Below are 20,767 nucleotides of genomic sequence, written 5' to 3'. Positions count from 1 at the left end.
GGCGCGGCCCCTCCCGGAGATGGCGCGTACGCCCGAGGGGCAAAGCCGTGGGGGCGACGGGTAGTCCCGGAGGGTCCCCGCGGCCCGGGGTCGGCGCCGGGGCGCGCGCCCCGGATGCCCGACAGGCGCGGCCCCTCCCGGGGCGACGCGTACGCGGGAGGGCAAAGGTGCGGGGGCGGCGGGCCGTCCGGGTGGTGGGCGGCGGGAAAGGGCGTGCCGGGCCAGGGGGTGATGAGCCGTCCTGAGTGGTGGTCCCCGCGCGGCGGCTGCCGCCCACCCGGTGTGATGACGGGTGGGCGGCAGCCGTGGGTGCCGCTGTTGAGATGGGGCCGGTGTCAGATCCGGTTGCCCGCGGCGCGTCGCCGCAGGTACCAGAGGCCGCCGCCCGCGGCCGCCGTGGCCACCAGGGCCCCGCCGGTGACGAGCGTGAGCGAGCCCCGGTCCTCCGAACCGCCCCCGAGTCCACCCCGGACGCCGCGCGATGGCGTGGCCGTCGAGGAGGCCGTCGGCGTGCCGCCGACGGTGACGGTCTGAGGCCCGGCCTGCGAGCCGTCCTGACAAGCGACCAGGACCGTGTAGGAGCCGGCACTGACATTCCGCCAGGTGGCGCTGCCATTCGTCAGCGGCATCTGCTGGCCGCCGGCGAAGCTCGCGTTGCCGGCGCCCATCAGTGAGGCCGTTCCGCCGGTGGCACACGCGGCGGTGGTGACCTGCACAGTGGACCCGGTGGCGGTCACGGAGATCCCGCCGCCCGCGAACGCCGACGGAGCGGCCAGCGCCAGCGGCAGCGCGGCGGCGGCTACGGTCAGGCCGGCACGGACATATATCTGACTAGTACGCATGAGTCTGCCCTCCGGTGGCACGGGAGGCGGTACAACCCATGCGCCGCCGCGGATCGGGGAACGCCCGTGCTACCTGACGAAGAGCCAACGTGCCGTGGGCGAGGACCGCATGCGGACTGCCTCCGGGCAGGTGACGGAATCCTTCGTCCGGCGCAGAGCTGACCCGCCGTCACCCGCTGTGGGCCTCACCGGGGGCCAGCACGAGCCCGTCCGCGACCAGGCCCTCGTACACGGCCTGACCGAGCGCCTGCACCGCGGACTGCGGGCGCACCATCACCGTGAATTCCTTGATCCGGCCCTCCGCGTCGAAGTGCAGCAGGTCGATGCCGTGGATCTCCTTGCCGTGCACGGTCGCGCGGAACAGCAGTACGGCCGACTCGGCCTCGCCGCCGTCGGCGCTCGTCCGCGCCTCTCCGGTGTGCGACCCGACGTACCGGAAGTCCTCGAACGTCCGCAGCAGCACGCCGAAGAGCCCGAGCACCATCGGCCTGCCCTCGAAGGGGGTGAACTTCACCGGGCTGTAGAAGCGGATGTCCGGCGTGAACAGATCCTCCAGCGCGTCGAGGTCACGCTTCTCGACGAGGGAGCGGAAACGCTCGGCGGTGGGATGCGTGGCGGTGGTGGGATGCATGGCGGTCCTCCAGGGCATAGTCATCAATCTGACTATTCAGATTGATGACTATGATGGAGTGCGAGGCAGCCAAAGGGAAGGGAGCCGGGCGATGGCTCTGCGGCACGCGGTGCTCGCGGCACTGCTGGACGGCGAGTACAGCGGCTACCAGCTGGCCAAGGGCTTCGATATCGGCGTGGCCAACTTCTGGCACGCCCTGCCCCAGCAGCTCTACGCCGAACTGGCCAAGCTGGAGACGGAAGGCCTGATCACCGGCCGGGAGGTGGTCCAGGAGGGCCGTCCGAACAAGCGGTTGTTCCGCGTCACCGACGAGGGCCTCGCCGAGATGGAGCGGTTCGTGGCACGCGCCGCCAAGCCGTCCTTCATCCGCGACGACCTGCTCGTCAAGGTGCAGGCCGTCGACGGCGTCGCCGCCGGACCGGTGATCGAGCAGCTCACCGAGCGCGCCGACATGGCCGACGCCAAGATCGAGCTTCTCGAGAAGCTCCTGGTGAAGCTGCGCGGCGGCGCGGGCGAGGACGAGTTCCTGCGCACCGGCGAGCGCGTCGGCCCCTATCTGACCTGTCTGCGCGGGCTTGCCTTCGAACGCGAGTCCCGTGACTGGTGCCGGCGCGCGGCGGCCCTGCTGAGCGAGCGGGCCGCCGTCGAGCGCGGGCGAGGCCGAGGGGCGGCCTCAGCCCGTGGTGACCGTCCGCTCGGGTGAGTAGGCGCCCCACGTTCCGTCGGGCAGCTTGGGGCGGATCCGCACCTGGTGCCGTTCCCCGGCCTTCCTGCCGATGTAGAAGCTGTGCTCGGCCTTGCCGCGCGGCGCCGTTCCGCCGAAGACGAGCGAGGTGGCGGTGCGGTCGTCCAGCTCGATCTGATACTCCGTCACCGCGCCGCCCGTGCGCGGCGGCGTCCAGGACAGATCGATGTAGTACGCCCCGTCGGCGCGGTGTGTCGCGGCACGGAACCCGGTGGGTGCCGTCGCGCGCCCCGCGTCCTTTCCGGTCGCGGTGGTGAGCCGGACCTCCGGGCTCGCGGCCGAGAAGTTGTCGGCGGCGTCGCGGGCCTTGACCGTGAAGGTGTAGTCGGTGCCGGGCCGCAACCCGGTGACCAGCGTCGCGGTCTGCCCGCCGCCCACGCTGTGGATCTTCGAGGTGCCCTGGTAGATCTCGTACGAGGCCACGGCCCGGTTGTCCGTCGACCTCCCCCAGGACAGCATCGCCGACCGGCTCCCCTCGGCCCGCGCCCGAAGCCGTGCGGGACGGGTCGGCGGCCTGCGGTCGGCGGCGGCCGCGGCGGGCGTCGTGACGGTGAGTCTCCTGCTGTCCGGGCTGACGTTCCCCTCGGCGTCGCGGGCGCGCACGGTGAAGGCGTACGTAGTCGACGGTTTCAGGCCGACGATGTCCACCATGTGCTTCCTGCCGGGCACGTCCTTGACCTTCTTGGCGTCGCGGTAGACCTCGTAGCCGGTGACCTCGGTGTCGTCGGTGGCTTGGTTCCACATGACGTGGGCGGTGGTGGCGCTGCCCGCCTCCACGGTGAGGCCCCGGGGCGCCGCCGGGGGCGCGGTGTCCTGCCGGTCGTCCCGGCCGCCCCCCGCGCAACCGCTCAGCGCCACTGCGACGACGACGCTCAGCAGGGCCGACGGGGTGGACAGGTGGGGGGTCCGTCGCACGGTGCCGCCTTCCACTCGACGCCATTGGTCCGGACCTATTGGACAGGGGTGAGCGGGCCACATCAAGAGGTCGTGCGTGTCCCGTTCCGGTCGGCGGGCCCCGGGGGCCGCCGCTGCCAGCGCTCGCCTCCGAGGGCGGGTCACACCTTCCGGTAGTCGTACGCCTCCCGGGCCGCCGACTCGACAGCGGCGAGGTCGGCGCCGGCCGACGCGGTCACCACGGCCGCCACCGCTCCCTCCACGAACGGCGCGTCCACCAGGCGGGCGCCGTCCGGGAGTTCGTCGCCCTCGGCGATGAGCGCCTTCACGGTGAGGACGGCGCTGCCGATGTCGGCGAGGATCGCGACGCCCGCGCCCCGGTCCACCCGCGCCGCGGCCGCCGAGATCAGCTCCGCGCTCGTACCGAGGCCCCCGTCCTCCGTCCCGCCGGCGGCGGCCACCGGGGCCGTGGTGGCGCCCCCGGCGAGCCCCGTGGCGAGGGCGGCCACCGCCTCGGCGACGGGGCCGCTGTGCGATACGAGGACGATGCCGACCAGCGGGCCGGCCAACGGACCGTCAGTCATCGCCCGCCGCCCGCCCGCCCGTGCCCACCGCCGTGTAGGCGAGCGCCTCGAAGAGCAGCGCCGACGAGGTCGCACCCGGGTCCTGGTGCCCGATGCTTCGCTCGCCCAGATAGCTGGCCCGGCCCTTGCGCGCCAGCAACGGCGTTGTCGCGAGCGCGCCCTCCCGCGCGGCGTCGCGCGCCGCGGCGAACGACGTGCTGAGCGCGTCCACCCCGGGGACGAGGGCGTCCAGCATCGTCTTGTCGCCGGGCGCGGCACCGCCGAGCGCGGCCACGGCGTCGACGCCGGTACGCAGCGCCTCGGCGAAGCTCGCCTCGTCGACCTCGGCGTCGTCGCCGAGCGCCTTGCCGGTGCGGCGCAGCAGCGTGCCGTAGAGCGGCCCGGACGCGCCGCCCACGGTGGAGATCAACTGCCGCCCCGCCAGGGTGAGGACGGCCCCCGGGGTGGTGGGCGCCTCCTTCTCCAGGGCGGCCGCGACGGCGGTGAACCCGCGCTGGAGGTTGCTGCCGTGGTCGGCGTCACCGATGGGCGAGTCCAGCTCCGTGAGCCGCGCGGCCTCACGGTCGACGGCCGCGGCGGCGGCCGTCAGCCAGCGGCGGAAGAAGTCGGCGTCGAGCACGGGTTCTCCTTTGCGTGAACGGTCTTGCGTGATCGGTCTTGCATGATCGGCTTTGCGTGATCGGTCGAGCGGGCTTGGGCCGGGTGTCAGACGCCCCAGCGGAGCGCCGCGGTCCTGACCGGCGCGTCCCAGAGCCGCAGCAGTTCCTCGTCGACCTGGCAGAGCGTGACGGACGCTCCGGCCATGTCCAGCGAGGTCACGTAGTTGCCGACGAGCGTGCGCGCCACGGGCACGCCCCGCTCGACGAGTACGCGCTGCACCTCGGCGTTGAAGCCGTACAGCTCCAGGAGCGGCGTGCCTCCCATGCCGTTGACGAGCACCAGCACCGGATTGCGCGGGCGCAGGTCCTCCAGTGCGGCGTTCACGGCGAAGTCGGCGATCTCGCGGGAGGTCATCATCGGGCGCCGCTCACGCCCCGGCTCGCCATGGATACCGACGCCCAACTCCAACTGCCCGGAAGGCAGTTCGAAGGTGGGGCCGCCCTTGGCCGGGGTGGTGCACGCGGTCAGGGCCACGCCGAAGCTGCGCGCGTTCTCGTTGACCCGACGGGCGACCGCCTCGACCCGCTCCAGCGGCATGCCCGCGTCGGCCGCGGCGCCCGCCAGTTTCTCGACGAAGAGCGTGGCGCCGGTACCGCGGCGCCCGGCGGTGTAGAGGCTGTCGGTGACCGCCACGTCGTCGTTGACGAGCACCTTCGCCACCTGGATGCCCTCGTCCTCGGCCAGCTCCGTCGCCATGTCGAAGTTGAGCACGTCACCGGTGTAGTTCTTCACGACGAACAGCACGCCGGCGCCACTGTCCACGGCGGCCGCGGCCCGCACCATCTGATCCGGCACGGGCGAGGTGAACACCTCCCCGGGGCAGGCGGCGGAGAGCATCCCCGGCCCCACGAACCCGCCGTGCAGCGGCTCGTGCCCGGACCCGCCGCCCGAGACGAGGGCGACCTTCCCGGCGACGGGGGCGTCCCTGCGGACGATCACGCGGTTCTCGACGTCGACCGTCAGCTCGGGGTGCGCGGCGGCCATGCCCCGCAGTGCGTCGGCGACGACCGTCTCGGCGACATTGATGAGCATCTTCACGGGGGACCTCCTGGTGAGAGGGCGGCTGCTTCAAACGGTATACGCGGGTGCGGCGCGGCGCGGTCCGCTGCGGCGCGGGGCGGCCGGACGCGGCCACCCCGCGGGCGCCGGGCGTTCTCCGGTTCGGCTCTCGGCTTCCGGCTTGAAGTGCCGGGCGCTCACCGGCGCACAGGGGCCTCGCGCCCGCTCCGCCGACCGCCCCTCGTGCTCCCGCGCGACGTGCGGGAACCATGGACCGGGCCCGCCCATCCCCCGACGGTTGACGCAGCATCACGTCCGGCACCTGCGACAGAGGAGATGCCCGTGATCCACATCAGCGAATCCCTCGTGCTCCAGACCGTCGAGAGCTTCCTCACCCCCGACGAGCTGACCACCCTGCGCAAGATCATGGACGCCGACCCGCAACTCGCCGACTGGGCCCCGCGCTTCGAGGCGGAGGTCGTCACCGCTCCGCCGCAGGCCCAGGAAATTCTCCAGCAGGCCACCACCAGGGCCATGCCCGCGCTCCGGCGCGCCATCCCGTCCCTGCGGTACGCCGCACCCTGGGCCTACACCGTCCTGACGGCCGGGCAGCGCATCCCGACACACGTGGACGGCATACCGGACCCGGGGACCGAGCACTGCCGTCTCGGCAGGATCGGCGTCGTGCTGGAGGAGGCGGACAGCGGAGGGGAGTTCTACGTCGAGACCACCGCCGACGACGGCATCTGGAGCGGGCGAGTCGTCGGCGAGAAGGAGAACTTCCTGGCCGGGACACCGCTGACCAGAAGCGTGCCCCACGCCCCCGGCCCCGACAGCAACCCTCACCACAGCGTCCCGGGATGGCTGGCCGCCGCCGACCGCACCCGCTGGCTCACGGACGCCGGCGCGGGCGTCGCCGTCGCCTACGGCGCCCAGGTCATCCACGGGGTACGGCCCGTACGCGGCGGCCGGCTGAGGAAGTTCGTCACAGACCTGCTGACCTGACGGTCCTCCCGCAGCCCTGTGGCCCCGTAGATGAGTTCGCGGAGTCCGCCGGGTGCCGGTCCCGGCCGGGGTGGACGGCGGTCACCAGGAGGGCGGTGCTGAGCAGACGCACGGCGCCGCCACGCTCGTAGGGGCGCAGGATCTCCGTGAGCCTGTGCCGGGCGCGGTCCTGGACCTCGGGCGCGACCTGGCTCATCAGATGGCGTCCGGGGCCGGAGCCGAGGAGGAAGCCTGCGGCGTCCGCCGCGTCCCGCCCCCAGATTCCGTACGCCTCCACGCGCTCCGTCCCGATCCGCTCGAACCCGGCGTCCGACAGCAGACCGCGTGTCCGGCCCGCGTCCGCGAGGGAGAACATGCCGGGGCCTCCGGGCGCGCCGAAACCGCCGACGGGAAGGATGCCGCGCAGCGCGTCGAACGCCCGCAGCCATTCGTTGTCCTCGGGGTGCGCGCCGCAGATGAACGCCGCGCGACCGCCGGGGCGCAGCGCCCGGCCGATGTTGGCGAACGCGGCCACGGGGTCCGCGAAGAACAGCACGCCGTAACGGCTGATCGCGACGTCGTACGCGCCTTCCGCCAGGGCGTGGACCTGGGCGTCCCCCTGTTCGAAGGTGACGTTGTCGAGGCCCTCGTGCCGCGCGGTCGGGCGCGCGCGCTCCAGCATCGGCGCCGACAGGTCGAGGCCGAGGGCATGGCCGCGGCTCGCCCGGCGCGCGGCGAGCCTGGTCGTCCGGCCCGCCCCGCAGCCGATGTCCAGGACGCGGTCGTGCTCGTCGATCGAGGCGGCCGCCAGGAGCGGGGCGTCGAAGCCCCCGTTCACCGCGTCCCAGCGGTCCTGGTTGCGCGCCCAGTGGTCGCCCTCGTATCCGTTCCACGCCTGCGCCTGCTCGGTGTTGACGATGTCCCGCACGCTGTCCGCCCCCTGGTGGCCGAGGCGCCCCACTCGACTAGTATGGGCGCTCGCCCAAACAGTATGGGCGAGCGCCCATACTGGCAAGGGGTGCCCGTGCCACAGGAGGAGAATCCATGTCACCGCGCGGAGTAGCGATCCCCGGCCTACGGGAGCGGCTCTTCGACGCCGCCGAGCGGATCGTCGCCCGGGACGGCGCGTCGGCCCTGACCAGCAGGGCGATCACGGGCGAAGCGGGCTGCGCCAAGGGGGTGTTGCACACGCACTTCGGGGGAGTGGACGCGTTCGTCGCCGAGTTGGTGCTCGACCGGTTCGCGCGCACCGCGACAGAGGCCGCGAAGCTGCCCGCCCGCGCGGGCCAGGACACCGTCGCGGACAACCTCGTAGGCGTCGCGCTGTCGCTCCTGAACTCCCTCGACCCCGGGGTCGTGGGCCTGGCCATGGCCAGCCACGCCACCTCCCGGGCCATCCGCGAGGCGCTGGCGGCGGGCGCGCCGGGCTTCACCGCGATCCAGGGCGCGCTCACCGACTACCTGGACGCCGAACTGCGCCTCGGCCGCCTGACGGACGGTGCCGACACCGCCGCGATGGCGCTCGCCCTCGTCGGTACCGTCCACCATCTCCTGATGACCGGCTGGGCGGGCATGCCCGACCCCCGCGAGCAGACGGAACGGCTGGTGGCACTGCTCGTCTCGCGCTGAGTCCGGGTCCGGCGGTGCCGAAGCCCACCCCGGTGCCGTGCAGGGGCGCGCCCGTACGGGTCACCAGAACGAGCCGCGTCCGCCGCCCCGGCCTTGAATGGACAGGTGACCGCGCCTCCCGACGACTGCCTCGCGCGCAACGAGTGGATCTGCGGCGAGTATCTGAGCACCCGCCGCCAGATCCTGCTCGACGCGGTCGTCCAGCACCTCCAGCTGACCGCCCTGTCCGTACTGATCGCGCTGGTCATCGCCGTGCCCCTCGCCGTGCTCGCCCGCCGCTGGGGATGGGCGGCGGGCCCGGTCCTCGCGCTCACCACGATCCTGTACACCATCCCCTCGCTCGCGATGTTCTCGCTGCTGCTCCCGGTGTACGGCCTCTCCGCGTCCCTCGTCGTCGCGGGCCTCGTCCTCTACTCGCTCACCCTGCTCGTCCGTAACATCCTCGCCGGGCTCCGAGCGGTCCCCGAGGACACCCGGCAGGCCGCCCGTGGCATGGGCTACGGCCCGGTCCGTCTCCTCCTCGCCGTCGAACTGCCGCTCGCGCTGCCCGCCGCCATGGCGGGCCTCCGCATCGCCACGGTCTCCGCGGTCTCCCTGGTCACCGTCGGCGCGATCGTCGGCTTCGGCGGGCTCGGCAACCTCATCTACGCGGGCATGAACACCTACTTCAAGGCACAGGTGCTCACCGCCTCCGTGCTCTGTGTCGTCATCGCCGTCGCCGCCGACATGCTGCTCCTCGGCGTACAGCGCCTCCTCACCCCCTGGGAAAGAGCGTCGGGGGCGGCCCGCCCATGAAGACACTCGGCGACGCCTGGGCGTGGCTCGCGGACTCCGCCCACTGGGCCGGTGACGACGGCATCTGGCACCGGCTCACCCAGCACCTCGTACTGACCGTCGTCTGCCTGCTCATCAGCTGCATGATCGCCCTGCCCGTCGCGCTCGTCCTCGGCCACCTCGGCAAGGGCGGCGCCCTCGCGGTGAACATCTCCAACGTGGGCCGCGCGGTCCCCACCTTCGCGGTGCTCGTCCTGCTGCTCCTCACCCCGCTCGGCAAGTGGGGCGACGGCCCGACCGTCGTAGCCCTCGTGCTGTTCGCCGTGCCGCCGCTGCTCACCAACGCGTACGTGGGGATGCGCGGGGTCGACCGCGGTGTGGTGCAGGCGGCGCGCGGCATGGGGATGACCGGGCGCCAGATGCTCTGGCGGGTCGAACTGCCGCTCGCGCTTCCCCTGGTGCTCAGCGGCGTGCGCATCGCCGCCGTGCAACTCGTCGCCACCGCCACCATCGCCGCGCTCGCGGGCGGCGGCGGGCTCGGCCGGATCATCACCGCGGGCTTCAACCTGGCGAGCACCCCGCAGGTCGTGGCGGGCGCCGTGCTCGTCGCCGTGTTCGCGCTGCTCGTCGAGGGCGTCTTCGAGGTGGCCGAGCGGGTCGCGCCGAGGTGGGCGCGGGGGCGGGGGAGCGCCGGATGAGACGGCACACCGCCCCGGCCGCGGCCCTCCTCGTCCTGGTCACGGGCTGCGCGTCCGGGCCCGCGCTGGAGAACCGGGGCGAGGTCACCGCACCCCCCGGCGACAGCAAGAACCTCGTCGTCGGCTCCGCGGGCTTCACCGAGTCCGACCTGCTCGCCCAGATGTACGTGCTGCTCCTGAAGAAGGCCGGATACGGTACGCGGATCCTCTCCGTGGCCAATCGCGAGCTCTATGAACCCGCCCTGGAGGCCGGTCAGATCGACGTGGTACCCGAGTACGCGGCGACCTTCGCGGACTGGCTCAACGCCAAGAAGAACGGCGCCGACGCGCCGCCCGTCGGCTCGCCCGACCTCGACACGACCATGAAGGCCCTGCGCCGCCTCGCCGCCCCGCGCGGCCTGACCGTCCTCGACCCCGGCAGGGCGGTCGACCAGAACGCCTTCGCCGTCGCCGCGTCGTACGCCCGGCAGCACCGGCTGAAGACCCTCGGCGACCTGGGCAGGTCGGGCCTGAGGGTACGGCTCGCGGCGGGCGACGAATGCGTACGGCGCCCCTACTGCGCGCCGGGCCTGAAGAAGGTCTACGGCATCGACATCGCGGGCGTCGACCCGAAGGGCGTCGGCACGACGCAGGCCAAGAAGGCCGTGCAGAGCGGACAGGACCAGATGGTGCTCACGACGTCCACGGACGCGACGCTCGACGACTTCGGGCTCGTACTCCTCAAGGACGACAAGCGGTTGCAGAACGCCGACTACATCGTGCCCGTCGTCAACCGCTCGCAGGCGGGCAGTGAGGGGGTCGCGGCTGCGCTGGGGCGGCTCAACTCCGTGCTGACGACGGCCGACCTCGCGTCTATGAATGAGCAGGTGGACAGTTGGCGGCGGCTGCCGCAGGACGTGGCACGGACGTACCTGGAGGACAAGGGCCTGCTGTAGCGCCCCATCAGGGGCGCGGGGAACCCCGCGACCGGCCACGGACGGCCCGCAGGCGAAGAACCGCCTCACCAGCGGAGCGTCACGCGTCCGCCACCGAGTCGAACTCCACCTCGTCCCGTGCCACGCCCTGCGCGTCCGCGTCCACCGAGCGGCGCAGCGCCTCGTGCAGCTTCGCCGGGGTCAGGACGCCGAGGAAGCGCGCCCCGTCGAGGACCGCGACCCAGCCCGCGTCGTGCTGGAGCATCACGCCGAACGCCTGCTTGAGCGGGGCGCCGACCGGCACCCAGGAGTTCATGCGGTGCGCCAGGTCGCCGACCGTTCCGCCGGTGCCGGCCAGCGCCACCTCGTCGACGCCCACCCAGCCGTGCAGATCGCCGCCCGCGTCCAGGACGACGGCCCAGCGCGCCTCCTCCGCGCGCAGCCGGGCCGCGGCCTGCGCGGCCGGCTCGTCGAGGCGGGCGATCGGCGGCTCCTCCAGGTCGTCCGTCTGGATCTCGGTCACCGAGAGCCGCTTCAGACCGCGGTCGGCGCCCACGAACTCGGCGACGTACGGCGTCGCGGGCGCCCCGAGCACCGCCCCCGGAGTGTCGAACTGTTCGATGCGTCCCTGTCCGTACACCGCGATGCGGTCGCCGAGGCGGACGGCCTCCTCGATGTCGTGCGTGACGAGGAGGACCGTCTTGCGGACGGCCGCCTGCATCCGCAGGAACTCGTCCTGCAACTGCTCGCGCACTACCGGGTCCACCGCGCCGAACGGCTCGTCCATGAGGAGGACGGGAGGGTCGGCCGCCAGGGCGCGCGCCACGCCGACGCGCTGGCGCTGGCCGCCGGAGAGCTGCTCGGGGTAGCGGGAGCCGAACGTCTTCGGGTCCAGGCCCACCAGGTCGAGCAGTTCGGCCGCACGGGCCCTGGCCCTGGCCTTCTTCCAGCCGATGAGCGCGGGCACCGTCGCCGTGTTGTCGAGGACCGTGCGGTGCGGGAAGAGGCCGACCTGCTGGATGACGTAGCCGATGCGGCGGCGCAGGTGTACCGGGTCCACGCCGGCGATGTCCTCGCCGTTCACGAAAATGCGGCCCGACGTGGGCTCGATGAGACGGTTCACCATCATCATCGTCGTGGTCTTGCCGCAGCCGGAAGGGCCGACGAGCGTGACCAGTTCGCCCTCGGCCACCTCGAAGGAGAGGTCGTCCACGGCCGTCGTGCCGTCCGGATAGCGCTTCGTCACCTGCTCGAACCGGATCATGCCCTCACGCTAGCCGCGCCCGTCACCCGCCGCTCACCAGCACCACCTCCAGGGTGCGCGGCCCGTGCACCCCCTCGACCCGGTCCAGCTCGATGTCGCTGGTGGCGGACGGTCCCGAGATCCAGGTCAGCGGCCGTTCCGGGTCGAGCCGTCCGAGGGCCCCCGGCACGGACGGGACGACCTGGCCGGGAACGCGTACGACACAGATGTGGTGGTCGGGGACGAGGGTGATGCGGCGGCGGCCCTGGTCGGGGGAGCCGTCGAGGACCAGCGTGCCGGTCTCGGCGACCGCGACCGCGCAGCCGGTCAGGACGCTGTCCACCCGGTCGAGATCGCGCGCGGTGCTCGTGGCCCGGTCGGGGACGCGCGTGGCAGCGGCGGCCGCCAGCCAATGCGGGGGCAGGCCGGGCGGCACGAGCACGGTCCTGGAGCCGCGTTCGGCGAGCAGCCGCGCCAGCAGCTCGGGCAGCTCCTCGTCGGCGCAGCGGTGCACGAGCGCGCGGTAGTCCGCCAGGTTCTCCGCGAGCAGGTCGACGGTCTGTCCGGCCGTGCGCTCACCGTGCTCCCGCAGATATGCGCGGCCCACCGCCTGCTCGTACGGGGTGTCGTCGTCCGCCACATCGGCCAGTGCCCGCCGCACCCGGCCGAGGATCCGGTCCCTGCTGCTCACTTTCCGTTCCCTTCGGTCGTTCCGCCGCGCGTGCGCTGCCACCAGTCGCGGAACGGCTCCGCGGGGACCTTCGGCAGCTCCCGGGCCGCACTCCAGGCCCGCCCCGGTCCCGGCAGCGTGCGCGGGTGGAGCCGCCGGGTGCGTGACGCGAGGCGCTGGCCGAGACGCAACACCCCGGGCCGGGCGAACGCCAGACCCGCCGCGCGCATCGCCGCCCGCTCCGCCGCGTGCCCCTTCGCGGGCTTCAGCGTCACCCTGTTGCCGTGCCGGGTGACCGCGCCGCCCTGTACGACGCGCTCTCGCAGATGTACGAGGACCTCGGGGATGTCGATGGCGACCGGACACACCTCGTAGCAGGCCCCGCAGAGCGAGGAGGCGTACGGCAGGGAGGCGTCGATCTCGCTCCGGGTGCCCCGCAGCTGCGGGCTGAGGATCGCGCCGATCGGGCCCGGATACACCGAGCCGTACGCGTGCCCGCCCGCCCGCTCGTAGACCGGGCACACGTTCAGGCACGCCGAGCAGCGGATACAGCGCAGGGCCTGGCGGCCCACCTCGTCGGCGAGGGTGTCGGTGCGGCCGTTGTCGAGCAGGACCAGGTGAAAGGCGCTCGGGCCGTCCTCGTCGGTGGTTCCGGTCCACATCGAGGTGTACGGGTTCATGCGCTCGGCCGTCGAGGAGCGGGGGAGCGTCTGGAGGAAGATCTCCAGGTCGCGCCAGGCCGGGACGACCTTCTCGACGCCGACGACGGAGATCAGCGTCTCGGGAAGGGTGAGGCACATCCGGCCGTTGCCCTCCGACTCCACGACGACCATGGTGCCGGTCTCCGCGACCATGAAGTTCGCCCCGGAGATCCCCACCTTCGCGCGCAGGAACTTCTCCCGCAGGTGACGGCGGGCCGCCTCGGCGAGTTCGCCGGGGGAGTCGGTGAGGCCCTCGGGTGCCGGGCGGCCCCAACTGCCCATCTCCCGCTCGAAGATGTCACGGATCTCGCCGCGGTTGCGGTGGATGGCGGGCACCAGGATGTGCGAGGGGCGGTCGTCGCCGAGCTGCACGATGAGTTCGGCGAGGTCCGTCTCGTAGGCGCGGATGCCTTCGGCGGCGAGCGCTTCGTTGAGGCCGATCTCCTGGGTGGCCATCGACTTGACCTTGACCACCTCCGTCTCGCCGGTCGCCTTGACCAGGCTCGCGACGACGCGGTTCGCCTCTTCGGCGTCCGCCGCCCAGTGCACGGTGCCCCCGGCGCGGACGACGGACTCCTCCAACCGCACCAAGTAGTGGTCGAGATGGCGCAGTGTGTGGTCCTTGACGCGCTTGCCCGCCTCGCGCAGCTCCGCCCAGTCGGCCAGCTCGGCGACGGCCTTCGCGCGCTTGTCGCGGATGGTGCGGGTCGCGTGGCGCAGGTTGGCGCGCAGCGTCGTGTCGCCCACCGCCTCACGGGCGGCTTCGGGGAAGGCGGGCATGCCCACGAATGTGCCGCCGCTCATGACGGGGACTCCTCTTCGTCCGTGCTCGCCGAGATCTCCGCGCTCGCCGAGATGCTCGTGCTCGCCGAGATCTCCGTGCTGGCCAGGATCTCCGCGATGTGGACGGGACGTACGCCGCTCCTGAGCCGTGCCATCGTGCCGCCGATGTGCGCCAGACAGGAGTTGTCCGCCGCGCACAGCACGTCGGCGCCGGTCGACTCGGCGTGGCGGACCTTGTCCACGCCCATCGCCGCGGATACGTCGGAGTTCTTCACGGCGAAGGTGCCGCCGAAGCCGCAGCACTCCTCGGCGCCGGGCAGTTCCACCAGTTCGAGCCCCTTGACCGCCCGGAGCAGCCGGGCGGGCCGCTCACCGAGTCCGAGGCTGCGAAGACCGTGGCAGGTCGGGTGGTAGGTGACCTTGTGCGGGTAGTACGCCCCGACGTCCGTGACGCCGAGGACGTCCACCAGGAACTCGGTCAGTTCGTACGTCTTCGGGACCACCGGCGCGAGGTGCCGCGCGAGGCCGCCTCCGCGTCCCTCGGCCCGCGCCCGCTCGCCCATGCGGGGATACGCCTCGCGGACCATCGCCCCGCACGAACCGGACGGTGTCACGATCGCGTCATACGCATCCGCCCCGAAGACATCGGAGAAATGCCGGGCGAGCGGCTCCGCCTGATGCCGGTAGCCGGTGTTGTAGTGCGCCTGCCCGCAACAGGTCTGCGCCATCGGGAAGTCGACCTCGACGCCCAGTCTGGTCAGGAGTTTCACCACCGCGCGGCCCGTATCCGGGTAGAGCGTGTCGTTGACACAGGTCAGGAACAGGGCGACACGCATCGCGGGTTCCTCCTCGTGGGTCATCGGATGGATGCAGCGTACGTGGCGGCGGAGCACCGCGGGAGTCGTTCGTACGCGCCCGCGGGTGTGCTGGACTGGGCCCGAGATCAGCCCTCGAACAAGCGCCCAGGAGCAGCCTTGACCCTCACGTACCGCCAGCCGGGAGTCGTCCTCACCGACCGCCGCTTCAGCGTGCCGCTCGACCACGACGATCCGGCGGGGGAGCGGATCGAGATCTACGCCCGCGAAGTGGTCTCCGCGTCGCGCGGCGGCGCGGACCTGCCCTGGCTGGTCTACCTCCAGGGCGGTCCGGGCTGCGCGGCCCCCCGCTTCCACGGCAAGGAGTCCTGGCTCGCCCGCGCCCTGCGGGACTTCCGCGTGCTCCTGCTGGACCAGCGCGGCACCGGCAACTCCTCGCCCGCCAACCGCCAGACGCTCCCGCTGCGCGGCGGACCCCGCGAACAGGCCGACTACCTCACGCACTTCCGCGCCGACTCCATCGTGCGCGACTGCGAGGCGATCCGCCCCGAGGTGACCGGCGGAGCCCCCTGGACCGTCCTCGGCCAGAGCTTCGGCGGCTTCTGCGTCACGCACTACCTGTCGGCGGCGCCCGAGGGCCTGGCCGCCGCGATCGTCACCGGCGGCCTGCCGCCCCTCGACGGCCACGCCGACGACGTGTACCGCGCGACCTATCCGCACATGGCGCGCAAGAGCGCCGCCCACTACGCCCGCTACCCGCAGGACGTCGAGCGCGCCCGCCGCGTCGCCGCCCACCTCGCCGAGCACGAGCCGGTCCTGAACGGCGGCTACAAACTCACCGTCCCCGCCTTCCAGTCCCTCGGCATGCTGCTCGGCATGGGCGACGGAAGCGACCGCCTGCACTACCTCCTGGAGGACGCCTTCGTCCGTACGCCGTCGGGGACCGTGCTCTCCGACGCGTTCCAGGAGAACGTGCAGGCCGCCCTCTCGCACGCGGGCAACCCGCTCTTCGCCGTGCTGCACGAGGCGATCTACGGCCAGGACGAGCGGCCCACGGCCTGGGCGGCCGAGCGGGTGCGGGCCGAGTTCCCGCGGTTCGACGCGGGCAAGGCCCTGGCGGGCGACGAGCCGGTGCTGTTCACCGGGGAGGCCGTGCAGCGCTGGATGTTCGACACCGACCCGGCGCTGCGCCCGCTGCGCGAGACCGCCGACCTGCTCGCCGCGCGCACCGACTGGCCGCGCCTGTACGACGCGGACCGCCTCGCGGCGAACGAGGTGCCCGTGGCCGCGGCCGTCTACCACGACGACATGTACGTGGACGCCGGACACTCGCTGCGCACCGCCCGTGCCATCCGCGGGCTGCGCACCTGGGTCACGGACGAGTTCGAGCACGACGGGCTGCGGGCGGGCGGCCCGAGGGTGCTCGACCGGCTGCTCGCGATGGTGCGCGGGGAGGCGTGAGGTAGGGGGCCCGGGGAGGCGTGAGGCACGGGGAGGCGTGAGGCGCGGTCAACTCGTTGACACAGGCCCTGGTCAGGCTGCGGTCAACTCGTCGACACGGGGCCCGGTTAGGCTGCGGTCATGACCGAGTCGCACACCGCAGCCGAGGCCGCAGCGCCCGCCCAGCTCACCCCCATGCCCGAGGACTGGCGGCGCGCGCTCGCCGTCGTCGCGCACCCCGACGACCTGGAGTACGGGTGCGCGGCGGCGATCGCGGGCTGGACGGACGGCGGCCGTGAGGTCGCGTACCTCCTGGCGAGCCGCGGCGAGGCGGGCATCGACACGATCGACCCCGCCACCTGCGCCCCGCTGCGCGAGCGGGAGCAGCGGGCGAGCGCGGCCGTCGTCGGCGTGGACACGGTGGAGTTCCTCGACCACAGGGACGGCGTCATCGAGTACGGCACGGCGCTGCGCCGCGACATCGCCGCCGCGATCCGCAGGCACCGGCCCGAGCTGGTCATCACGCTCAACTACCGCGACACGTGGGGCGGCGTCGCCTGGAACACCCCCGATCACGTGGCGGTGGGCCGGGCCACGCTCGACGCCGCGGCGGACGCGGGCAACCGCTGGATCTTCCCCGAGCTGATCGCCGAGCAGGGCCTTGAGCCGTGGGACGGCGTGCGGTGGGTCGCCGTCGCCGGTTCGTCGACGCCCACGCACGCGGTGGACGCGTCGGCGGGGCTGGACCGCTCGGTGGCCTCGCTCCTCGAACACCGCACCTACATCGAGGCATTGACGGACGAGGACCCCGAGAAGTACTGCCGTACGTTCCTGACCGGCAACGCCGAGGCGCTTGCGCCGCGCTTCGGCGGCAGGCCGGCCGTCGGCTTCGAGGTCTTCAGCCGCTGAGGCTTCAGAAGAAGGAGCCGCACCCCTACCCTGACGGCCCATCAGATAAGTCGCGGCGTGGGGGGGTGCGGATGATCGACACCGTCGGCGGGGACATCCCGGCGGGCGAGGAGCGGCTACGCCTGGACGTCGAGGACGGGGTCGGAATCCTCACCCTCTGCCGCCCCGGCAAGCTCAACGCGTGGAGCTGGGAGTCGACGCGCCAACTGGGCCTGTTCGCCGACCGGATCCGCTTCGACGACTCGATCAGGGCGGTCCTGCTGCGGGCCGAGGGCCGGGCGTTCTGCGCGGGCATCGACATCACGGCGCCGGGCGGCGCGATCACGGGCCGCTCCGGTGCCGAACGCGCCCACCACACGTACGAGGGCGTGCGCTGGGCCCACGAGCGCTTCCGGGCCTTCGCCGGGCTTCCGCAGCCGGTGGTCGCGGCGGTGCAGGGGTACTGCCTGGGCTTCGGCTTCGAGCTGGCGCTCATGGCGGACGTGCGGGTCGCCGCTGACGACGCGGTGTTCGCCTTCCCCGAGGCGCAGGTGGGCGTCGCCGTCGACGCGGGCGGCGACCTGCGCGTCGCGCGCGAGGCTGGTGCGGGATGGGCCAAGCTCCTCGCGCTCACCGGACGCCGCATCGACGCCGCGACGGCCGAACGGCTGCGTCTGCTCCAACAGGTCGTACCGCCAGGCGAGTTGGCGGGTACGGCACACGCCCTGGCGGCCGAGATCGCCGCGAACGCCCCGCTCGCCGTGCGGGGCATCAAGCGCGGCATCGACGCGTACGCCGACGCGGGGCTGGCCGGGGCGCTCGACCGCGTGGCGATGAACGCGGCGATCACCCTCACCTCGGAGGACTCCCGGGAGGGGTACGGGGCGAAGGGGGCGGGGCGCACGCCGACGTTCGAGGGGAAGTGAGGCTGCGGTCAGCCCTCGAACGCCGCTCTCCCCAACTGCTCCCGGACCGTCACCACCGGCGGACTGACGAGGTCTCGCCGTTGCCAGTTGGCGCCGTCGACCACCAGCGTGTGACCCGTGATGAAGCGGGCGTAGGGAGAGGCCAGGAAGGTGGCGGCCCAGCCCAGTTCGCGGGGCAGGCCGACGCGCAGGGCGGGCTGGCGGGAGGCCTTGTCGTCCGGTGGCCGGTGCTGGTCGTGCACGCGGTGACCGCCTGTGTCCTCTGCCCGTTCGAGGTTGCCGCGGATCTCCGCCGTCATGTCGCCGTGCGGCATCAGCCCCGGTACCAGGCCGTTGACCTGGATGCCGTACGGGCCCCACTCCACGGCCAGGGTCTCCACCAGGCTCTTCACGCCCGCCTTGGCGGCCGCGCTGTGCGCGAAACCGGGGCCGCCCGTCCACGCGTACGACGCCCCGACGTCGATGATCGAGCCGGGGGTGCCCGCGGCCAGGTGGCGGCGGCCGAACTCGCGGGTCATGAGGAACGTGCCGGTGAGGGTGATGTCGACGACCGCGCTCCAGGCGCCCGGTGACATGTCCTCGGCGGGTACGGGGAAGTTCGCGGCCGCGTTGTTCACCAGGACGTCGGGCAGGCCGTACGCCTCGCCCGCCGTGTCGAAGACCTCGCGGACGCGCCGGGGGTCCCGGATGTCACACACCGCGGCCGTCACGCGACCGCCCAGCGCCGCCAGTTCGTCCCGAGCCGCCTTCAGCCGGTCCGCGTTACGGCTCGCGATCACCAGATCCGCGCCGAGCCGGGCGAACTCCGCCGCGATCGCCCTGCCGAGCCCCGTCCCCCCACCCGTGACCAGAACCACCGTGCCGTCGTAGGTACCCGAGGGCAACGCGCTCGCCCCCACCGGGGGAGGCCCGGGCAGCCCCGGCGGCCCGACGCAGTCTCGTGCGTTCTCGTCAGTCATGTGCGCATCGATATCGCGTACGGGGTGAATCCGCCATGGCGGCCACTTTGACCCAGCCCGTCGGCGGGCGGGAAGGCTCCCGCCGGGCGGTGCCCAGTTGGGGGGGGGAGGACCGGCCAACCCAGGCCCACGTGACGCCGCCCCGTGCGTTCCCGCGGTTCTAGAGGCCGTGTCCCCGACCACCCGCCGCCCCCCGTGCCACCGCCGCTTCCGTTTCGGGTGAGAAGGCTCCCGCCCGGCGGCGGGCGGCCTCCGCGTCGATGTCGGTCATCAGCAGCTCGGCGTTGATCATGAGGCCGGCCCGGTAGCCCGCCGAGGCCGCGTTGATCACCTGCTCCGTGGGGCCCGCCGCGTTGCCGACCGCCCAGACGCCGGGGACGGTGGTGCGGCCCACCTCGTCGACCGCCGGGTACGGGCCGGCCGGGGTGTCCCTGGTCCCGGCGCCGAGCGCGGTGAGCAGACCGTCCCGGGGGACCGGCTTCGCGGCGACGAACAGGACCGAGCGGGGGAAGACCCGGCCGTCGGCGAGCCGTACGCCCGTCAGCCGGTCGTCCGCGACCTCCAGGCCCGCGACCTCGCCCCGCACCACCGAGACACCGGCGGCCGCGAGGCGCTCCCACTCCGCGTCCGGAAGGTCCCGCACGGTGTGCAGGAAGAGCGTCACGTCCTTGGACCACTGGGTGACGAGCAGCGCCTGGTGGCTGTTGAACGGCTCCGAAGCGAGGGCGCCGAACGCCTGGTCCCGCACCTCCCAGGCGTGGCAGTACGGGCAGTGCAGCACATCGCGGCCCCAGCGCTCGGCCACCCCCGGCACTGCGGGCGGCTCGTCCACCAGGCCCGTGGCCATGACGACCCGGCGCGCGTGCGCCGCCCCGCCGTCCGCGAGCCGCACATCGAACTCGCCGCCGCCGTCCGGCACCACCTCCGCGACCCGGCCCCGGACCACCTCGACCCCGTACCGCTCCAGCTCACGCCGCCCCTCGGCGAGGAACTCCGCAGGCGGCATGCCGTCGCGCGACAGATAGCCCTGCATGTGCGCGGCGGGCGCGTTGCGGGGTTCGCCGGCGTCGACGACGAGGACCCGCCGCCGCGACCTGCCGAGCACGAGTGCCGCGCTCAGACCCGCCGCGCCGCCTCCGATGACTACTACGTCGTACATCCGCTTCCCCTTGCGTTGCGTGTGTCCGTTCCGTTCCTTTCCTTCAGAGCATCGCCCCGGTTGTGCGAAAGCGACAAATGCCTTTGCCGGTACCGCAATAAGTGCGCCATGATGGAGCCATGAGCGAAGAGACGGACGTACCGCAAGAGATGGACCAGGTCCTCACCGAGGTCGGCCCCCGGCTGCGCCGCATCCGAAAGGAGCGCGGCGCCACCCTCGCGGCTCTCTCCGCCGCCACCGGCATCTCGGTCAGCACCCTGTCCCGCCTGGAGTCCGGCAACCGCAAGCCCAGCCTCGAACTGCTGCTCCCCATCGCCCGTGCCCACCAGGTCCCCCTGGACGAACTGGTGGGCGCCCCGCCCGTGGGCGACCCGCGCGTGCGGGCCAAGCCGATCGTCCGGCACGGCCGCACGATGCTGCCGCTCACCCGGCAGCCCGGCGGCCTCCAGGCGTACAAGGTCATCGAGCCCGCCCGCGCCTCGCAGGTGCCCGACCCGCGGACGCACGAGGGATACGAGTGGCTGTACGTCCTCTCGGGGAAGCTGCGGCTGGTCCTCGGCGACCACGACGTAGTGCTCGGCCCCGGCGAGGCCGCGGAGTTCGACACCCGGGTCCCGCACTGGTTCGGGGCCGCGGGTGAGGGGGGAGCCGAGTTCCTCAGCCTCTTCGGGCCGCAGGGCGAGCGGATGCACGTACGAGCACGGCCCACCCGCAAGGAGAGCGGCGGCTGACGGTTCCCTCCCGGCAAGCGACCGCTTAGTATGCGGACGAGCACGGTTGATGAGCACGGTCGACGAGCACGGTCTACGACAGCCCCGTGGAGGCCCCG

The 20,767-nt window shown here is 73.0% G+C and carries 23 protein-coding genes; 10 read left to right on the top strand and 13 right to left on the bottom strand.

Features of this window, described 5'->3' with window-relative positions; all coding sequences use genetic code 11:
* Positions 1-335: 335 nt before the first annotated feature.
* Together CP975_RS03840 and CP975_RS03835 are read right to left on the bottom strand one after the other, a co-directional pair.
* Positions 336-842 carry a hypothetical protein gene (locus CP975_RS03840; RefSeq protein WP_055535385.1) on the bottom strand — a complete coding sequence of 169 codons (507 nt, stop codon included), beginning with the start codon at positions 840-842 and terminating at the stop codon, positions 336-338.
* A 169-nt stretch (positions 843-1,011) separates the two neighbouring features.
* The gene (locus CP975_RS03835) at positions 1,012-1,473 is read right to left on the bottom strand and encodes a nuclear transport factor 2 family protein (RefSeq protein WP_055535383.1); all 462 of its coding nucleotides are present in this window, start codon (positions 1,471-1,473) and stop codon (positions 1,012-1,014) included.
* A 91-nt stretch (positions 1,474-1,564) separates the two neighbouring features.
* Between CP975_RS03835 and CP975_RS03830 the strand changes: the two genes are divergently transcribed.
* On the top strand, positions 1,565-2,176 hold the full coding sequence (locus CP975_RS03830; protein WP_055535381.1) for a PadR family transcriptional regulator: 612 nt from the start codon (positions 1,565-1,567) through the stop codon (positions 2,174-2,176).
* Here the strand turns inward: CP975_RS03830 and CP975_RS03825 are convergent.
* The 4 genes from CP975_RS03825 to dhaK all read right to left on the bottom strand — a co-directional run bounded on the left by CP975_RS03825 (position 2,147) and on the right by dhaK (position 5,394).
* A complete protein-coding gene (locus CP975_RS03825; RefSeq protein ID WP_055535393.1) occupies positions 2,147-3,133 on the bottom strand; it encodes a fibronectin type III domain-containing protein in 987 nt (328 codons plus the stop codon). The two genes, CP975_RS03830 and CP975_RS03825, sit on opposite strands and share 30 nt — an antisense overlap.
* A gap of 140 nt (positions 3,134-3,273) precedes the next feature.
* Positions 3,274-3,696 (bottom strand): PTS-dependent dihydroxyacetone kinase phosphotransferase subunit DhaM, encoded by a 423-nt coding sequence (locus tag CP975_RS03820; protein ID WP_055535379.1) that lies wholly within the window; start codon positions 3,694-3,696, stop codon positions 3,274-3,276.
* The gene (gene dhaL, locus CP975_RS03815) at positions 3,689-4,315 is read right to left on the bottom strand and encodes a dihydroxyacetone kinase subunit DhaL (RefSeq protein WP_055535377.1); all 627 of its coding nucleotides are present in this window, start codon (positions 4,313-4,315) and stop codon (positions 3,689-3,691) included. The genes CP975_RS03820 and dhaL overlap by 8 nt, the downstream gene beginning before the upstream one ends.
* A gap of 86 nt (positions 4,316-4,401) precedes the next feature.
* Positions 4,402-5,394, bottom strand: coding sequence for a dihydroxyacetone kinase subunit DhaK (dhaK, locus tag CP975_RS03810; RefSeq protein WP_055535376.1), 993 nt, complete (start codon positions 5,392-5,394; stop codon positions 4,402-4,404).
* Positions 5,395-5,697: 303 nt separating this feature from the next.
* On the opposite strand from dhaK, the gene CP975_RS03805 reads away from it, so the two are divergent.
* Positions 5,698-6,360 carry a hypothetical protein gene (locus CP975_RS03805; protein ID WP_055535374.1) on the top strand — a complete coding sequence of 221 codons (663 nt, stop codon included), beginning with the start codon at positions 5,698-5,700 and terminating at the stop codon, positions 6,358-6,360.
* On the opposite strand, the gene CP975_RS03800 is transcribed toward CP975_RS03805, so the two are convergent.
* Positions 6,341-7,267, bottom strand: coding sequence for a class I SAM-dependent methyltransferase (locus CP975_RS03800; protein WP_055535392.1), 927 nt, complete (start codon positions 7,265-7,267; stop codon positions 6,341-6,343). The genes CP975_RS03805 and CP975_RS03800 overlap by 20 nt on opposite strands.
* A gap of 116 nt (positions 7,268-7,383) precedes the next feature.
* Between CP975_RS03800 and CP975_RS03795 the strand changes: the two genes are divergently transcribed.
* The 4 genes from CP975_RS03795 to CP975_RS03780 all read left to right on the top strand — a co-directional run bounded on the left by CP975_RS03795 (position 7,384) and on the right by CP975_RS03780 (position 10,375).
* Complete coding sequence (locus CP975_RS03795; protein ID WP_055535372.1) at positions 7,384-7,968, top strand: TetR/AcrR family transcriptional regulator; 585 nt, start codon at positions 7,384-7,386, stop codon at positions 7,966-7,968.
* A gap of 105 nt (positions 7,969-8,073) precedes the next feature.
* Complete coding sequence (locus CP975_RS03790; protein ID WP_055535370.1) at positions 8,074-8,763, top strand: ABC transporter permease; 690 nt, start codon at positions 8,074-8,076, stop codon at positions 8,761-8,763.
* On the top strand, positions 8,760-9,440 hold the full coding sequence (locus CP975_RS03785) for an ABC transporter permease (RefSeq protein WP_055535368.1): 681 nt from the start codon (positions 8,760-8,762) through the stop codon (positions 9,438-9,440). Before CP975_RS03790 ends, CP975_RS03785 begins: the two co-directional genes overlap by 4 nt.
* Positions 9,437-10,375, top strand: coding sequence for an ABC transporter substrate-binding protein (locus tag CP975_RS03780; RefSeq protein ID WP_055535389.1), 939 nt, complete (start codon positions 9,437-9,439; stop codon positions 10,373-10,375). Before CP975_RS03785 ends, CP975_RS03780 begins: the two co-directional genes overlap by 4 nt.
* A 79-nt stretch (positions 10,376-10,454) precedes the next feature.
* Here CP975_RS03780 and CP975_RS03775 read toward each other — a convergent pair whose 3' ends face one another.
* Genes CP975_RS03775 through CP975_RS03760 form a run of 4 tightly spaced genes read right to left on the bottom strand, consistent with a single transcriptional unit; the run spans position 10,455 to position 14,587 of the window.
* Entirely contained in the window at positions 10,455-11,618 is a 1,164-nt protein-coding gene (locus CP975_RS03775; RefSeq protein WP_055535365.1) for an ABC transporter ATP-binding protein, read from the bottom strand.
* A 22-nt stretch (positions 11,619-11,640) separates the two neighbouring features.
* Positions 11,641-12,288, bottom strand: a complete 648-nt coding sequence (locus tag CP975_RS03770) for a LutC/YkgG family protein (RefSeq protein WP_055535363.1) — start codon at positions 12,286-12,288, stop codon at positions 11,641-11,643.
* Positions 12,285-13,772, bottom strand: coding sequence for a LutB/LldF family L-lactate oxidation iron-sulfur protein (locus tag CP975_RS03765; protein WP_055535361.1), 1,488 nt, complete (start codon positions 13,770-13,772; stop codon positions 12,285-12,287). Before CP975_RS03765 ends, CP975_RS03770 begins: the two co-directional genes overlap by 4 nt.
* Complete coding sequence (locus CP975_RS03760; protein WP_055535387.1) at positions 13,769-14,587, bottom strand: (Fe-S)-binding protein; 819 nt, start codon at positions 14,585-14,587, stop codon at positions 13,769-13,771. Before CP975_RS03760 ends, CP975_RS03765 begins: the two co-directional genes overlap by 4 nt.
* A 138-nt stretch (positions 14,588-14,725) precedes the next feature.
* On the opposite strand from CP975_RS03760, the gene CP975_RS03755 reads away from it, so the two are divergent.
* The 3 genes from CP975_RS03755 (at position 14,726) to CP975_RS03745 (ending at position 17,820) form a co-directional block, all read left to right on the top strand.
* A complete protein-coding gene (locus CP975_RS03755; RefSeq protein ID WP_055535359.1) occupies positions 14,726-16,027 on the top strand; it encodes an alpha/beta fold hydrolase in 1,302 nt (433 codons plus the stop codon).
* Between the two features lie 120 nt (positions 16,028-16,147).
* The gene (locus CP975_RS03750; protein ID WP_030776306.1) at positions 16,148-16,915 is read left to right on the top strand and encodes a PIG-L deacetylase family protein; all 768 of its coding nucleotides are present in this window, start codon (positions 16,148-16,150) and stop codon (positions 16,913-16,915) included.
* A 71-nt stretch (positions 16,916-16,986) separates the two neighbouring features.
* The gene (locus CP975_RS03745; protein ID WP_150476571.1) at positions 16,987-17,820 is read left to right on the top strand and encodes an enoyl-CoA hydratase/isomerase family protein; all 834 of its coding nucleotides are present in this window, start codon (positions 16,987-16,989) and stop codon (positions 17,818-17,820) included.
* 8 nt (positions 17,821-17,828) lie between these two features.
* Here the strand turns inward: CP975_RS03745 and CP975_RS03740 are convergent, their stop codons facing one another.
* Positions 17,829-18,779: an SDR family oxidoreductase gene (locus CP975_RS03740; RefSeq protein WP_150476570.1), complete on the bottom strand. Its 951-nt coding sequence runs from the start codon at positions 18,777-18,779 to the stop codon at positions 17,829-17,831.
* Between the two features lie 160 nt (positions 18,780-18,939).
* Positions 18,940-19,938, bottom strand: a complete 999-nt coding sequence (locus CP975_RS03735; protein ID WP_150476569.1) for an NAD(P)/FAD-dependent oxidoreductase — start codon at positions 19,936-19,938, stop codon at positions 18,940-18,942.
* A 119-nt stretch (positions 19,939-20,057) separates the two neighbouring features.
* Between CP975_RS03735 and CP975_RS03730 the strand changes: the two genes are divergently transcribed.
* Positions 20,058-20,669 carry a helix-turn-helix domain-containing protein gene (locus tag CP975_RS03730; RefSeq protein WP_246201392.1) on the top strand — a complete coding sequence of 204 codons (612 nt, stop codon included), beginning with the start codon at positions 20,058-20,060 and terminating at the stop codon, positions 20,667-20,669.
* Positions 20,670-20,767 lie beyond the last annotated feature (98 nt).

This window comes from Streptomyces alboniger (genome assembly GCF_008704395.1).
Lineage (GTDB): Bacteria > Actinomycetota > Actinomycetes > Streptomycetales > Streptomycetaceae > Streptomyces > Streptomyces alboniger.
The sequence above is the reverse complement of the archived record's forward strand: the minus strand, read 5'-3'. Positions and strand labels throughout refer to the sequence as shown.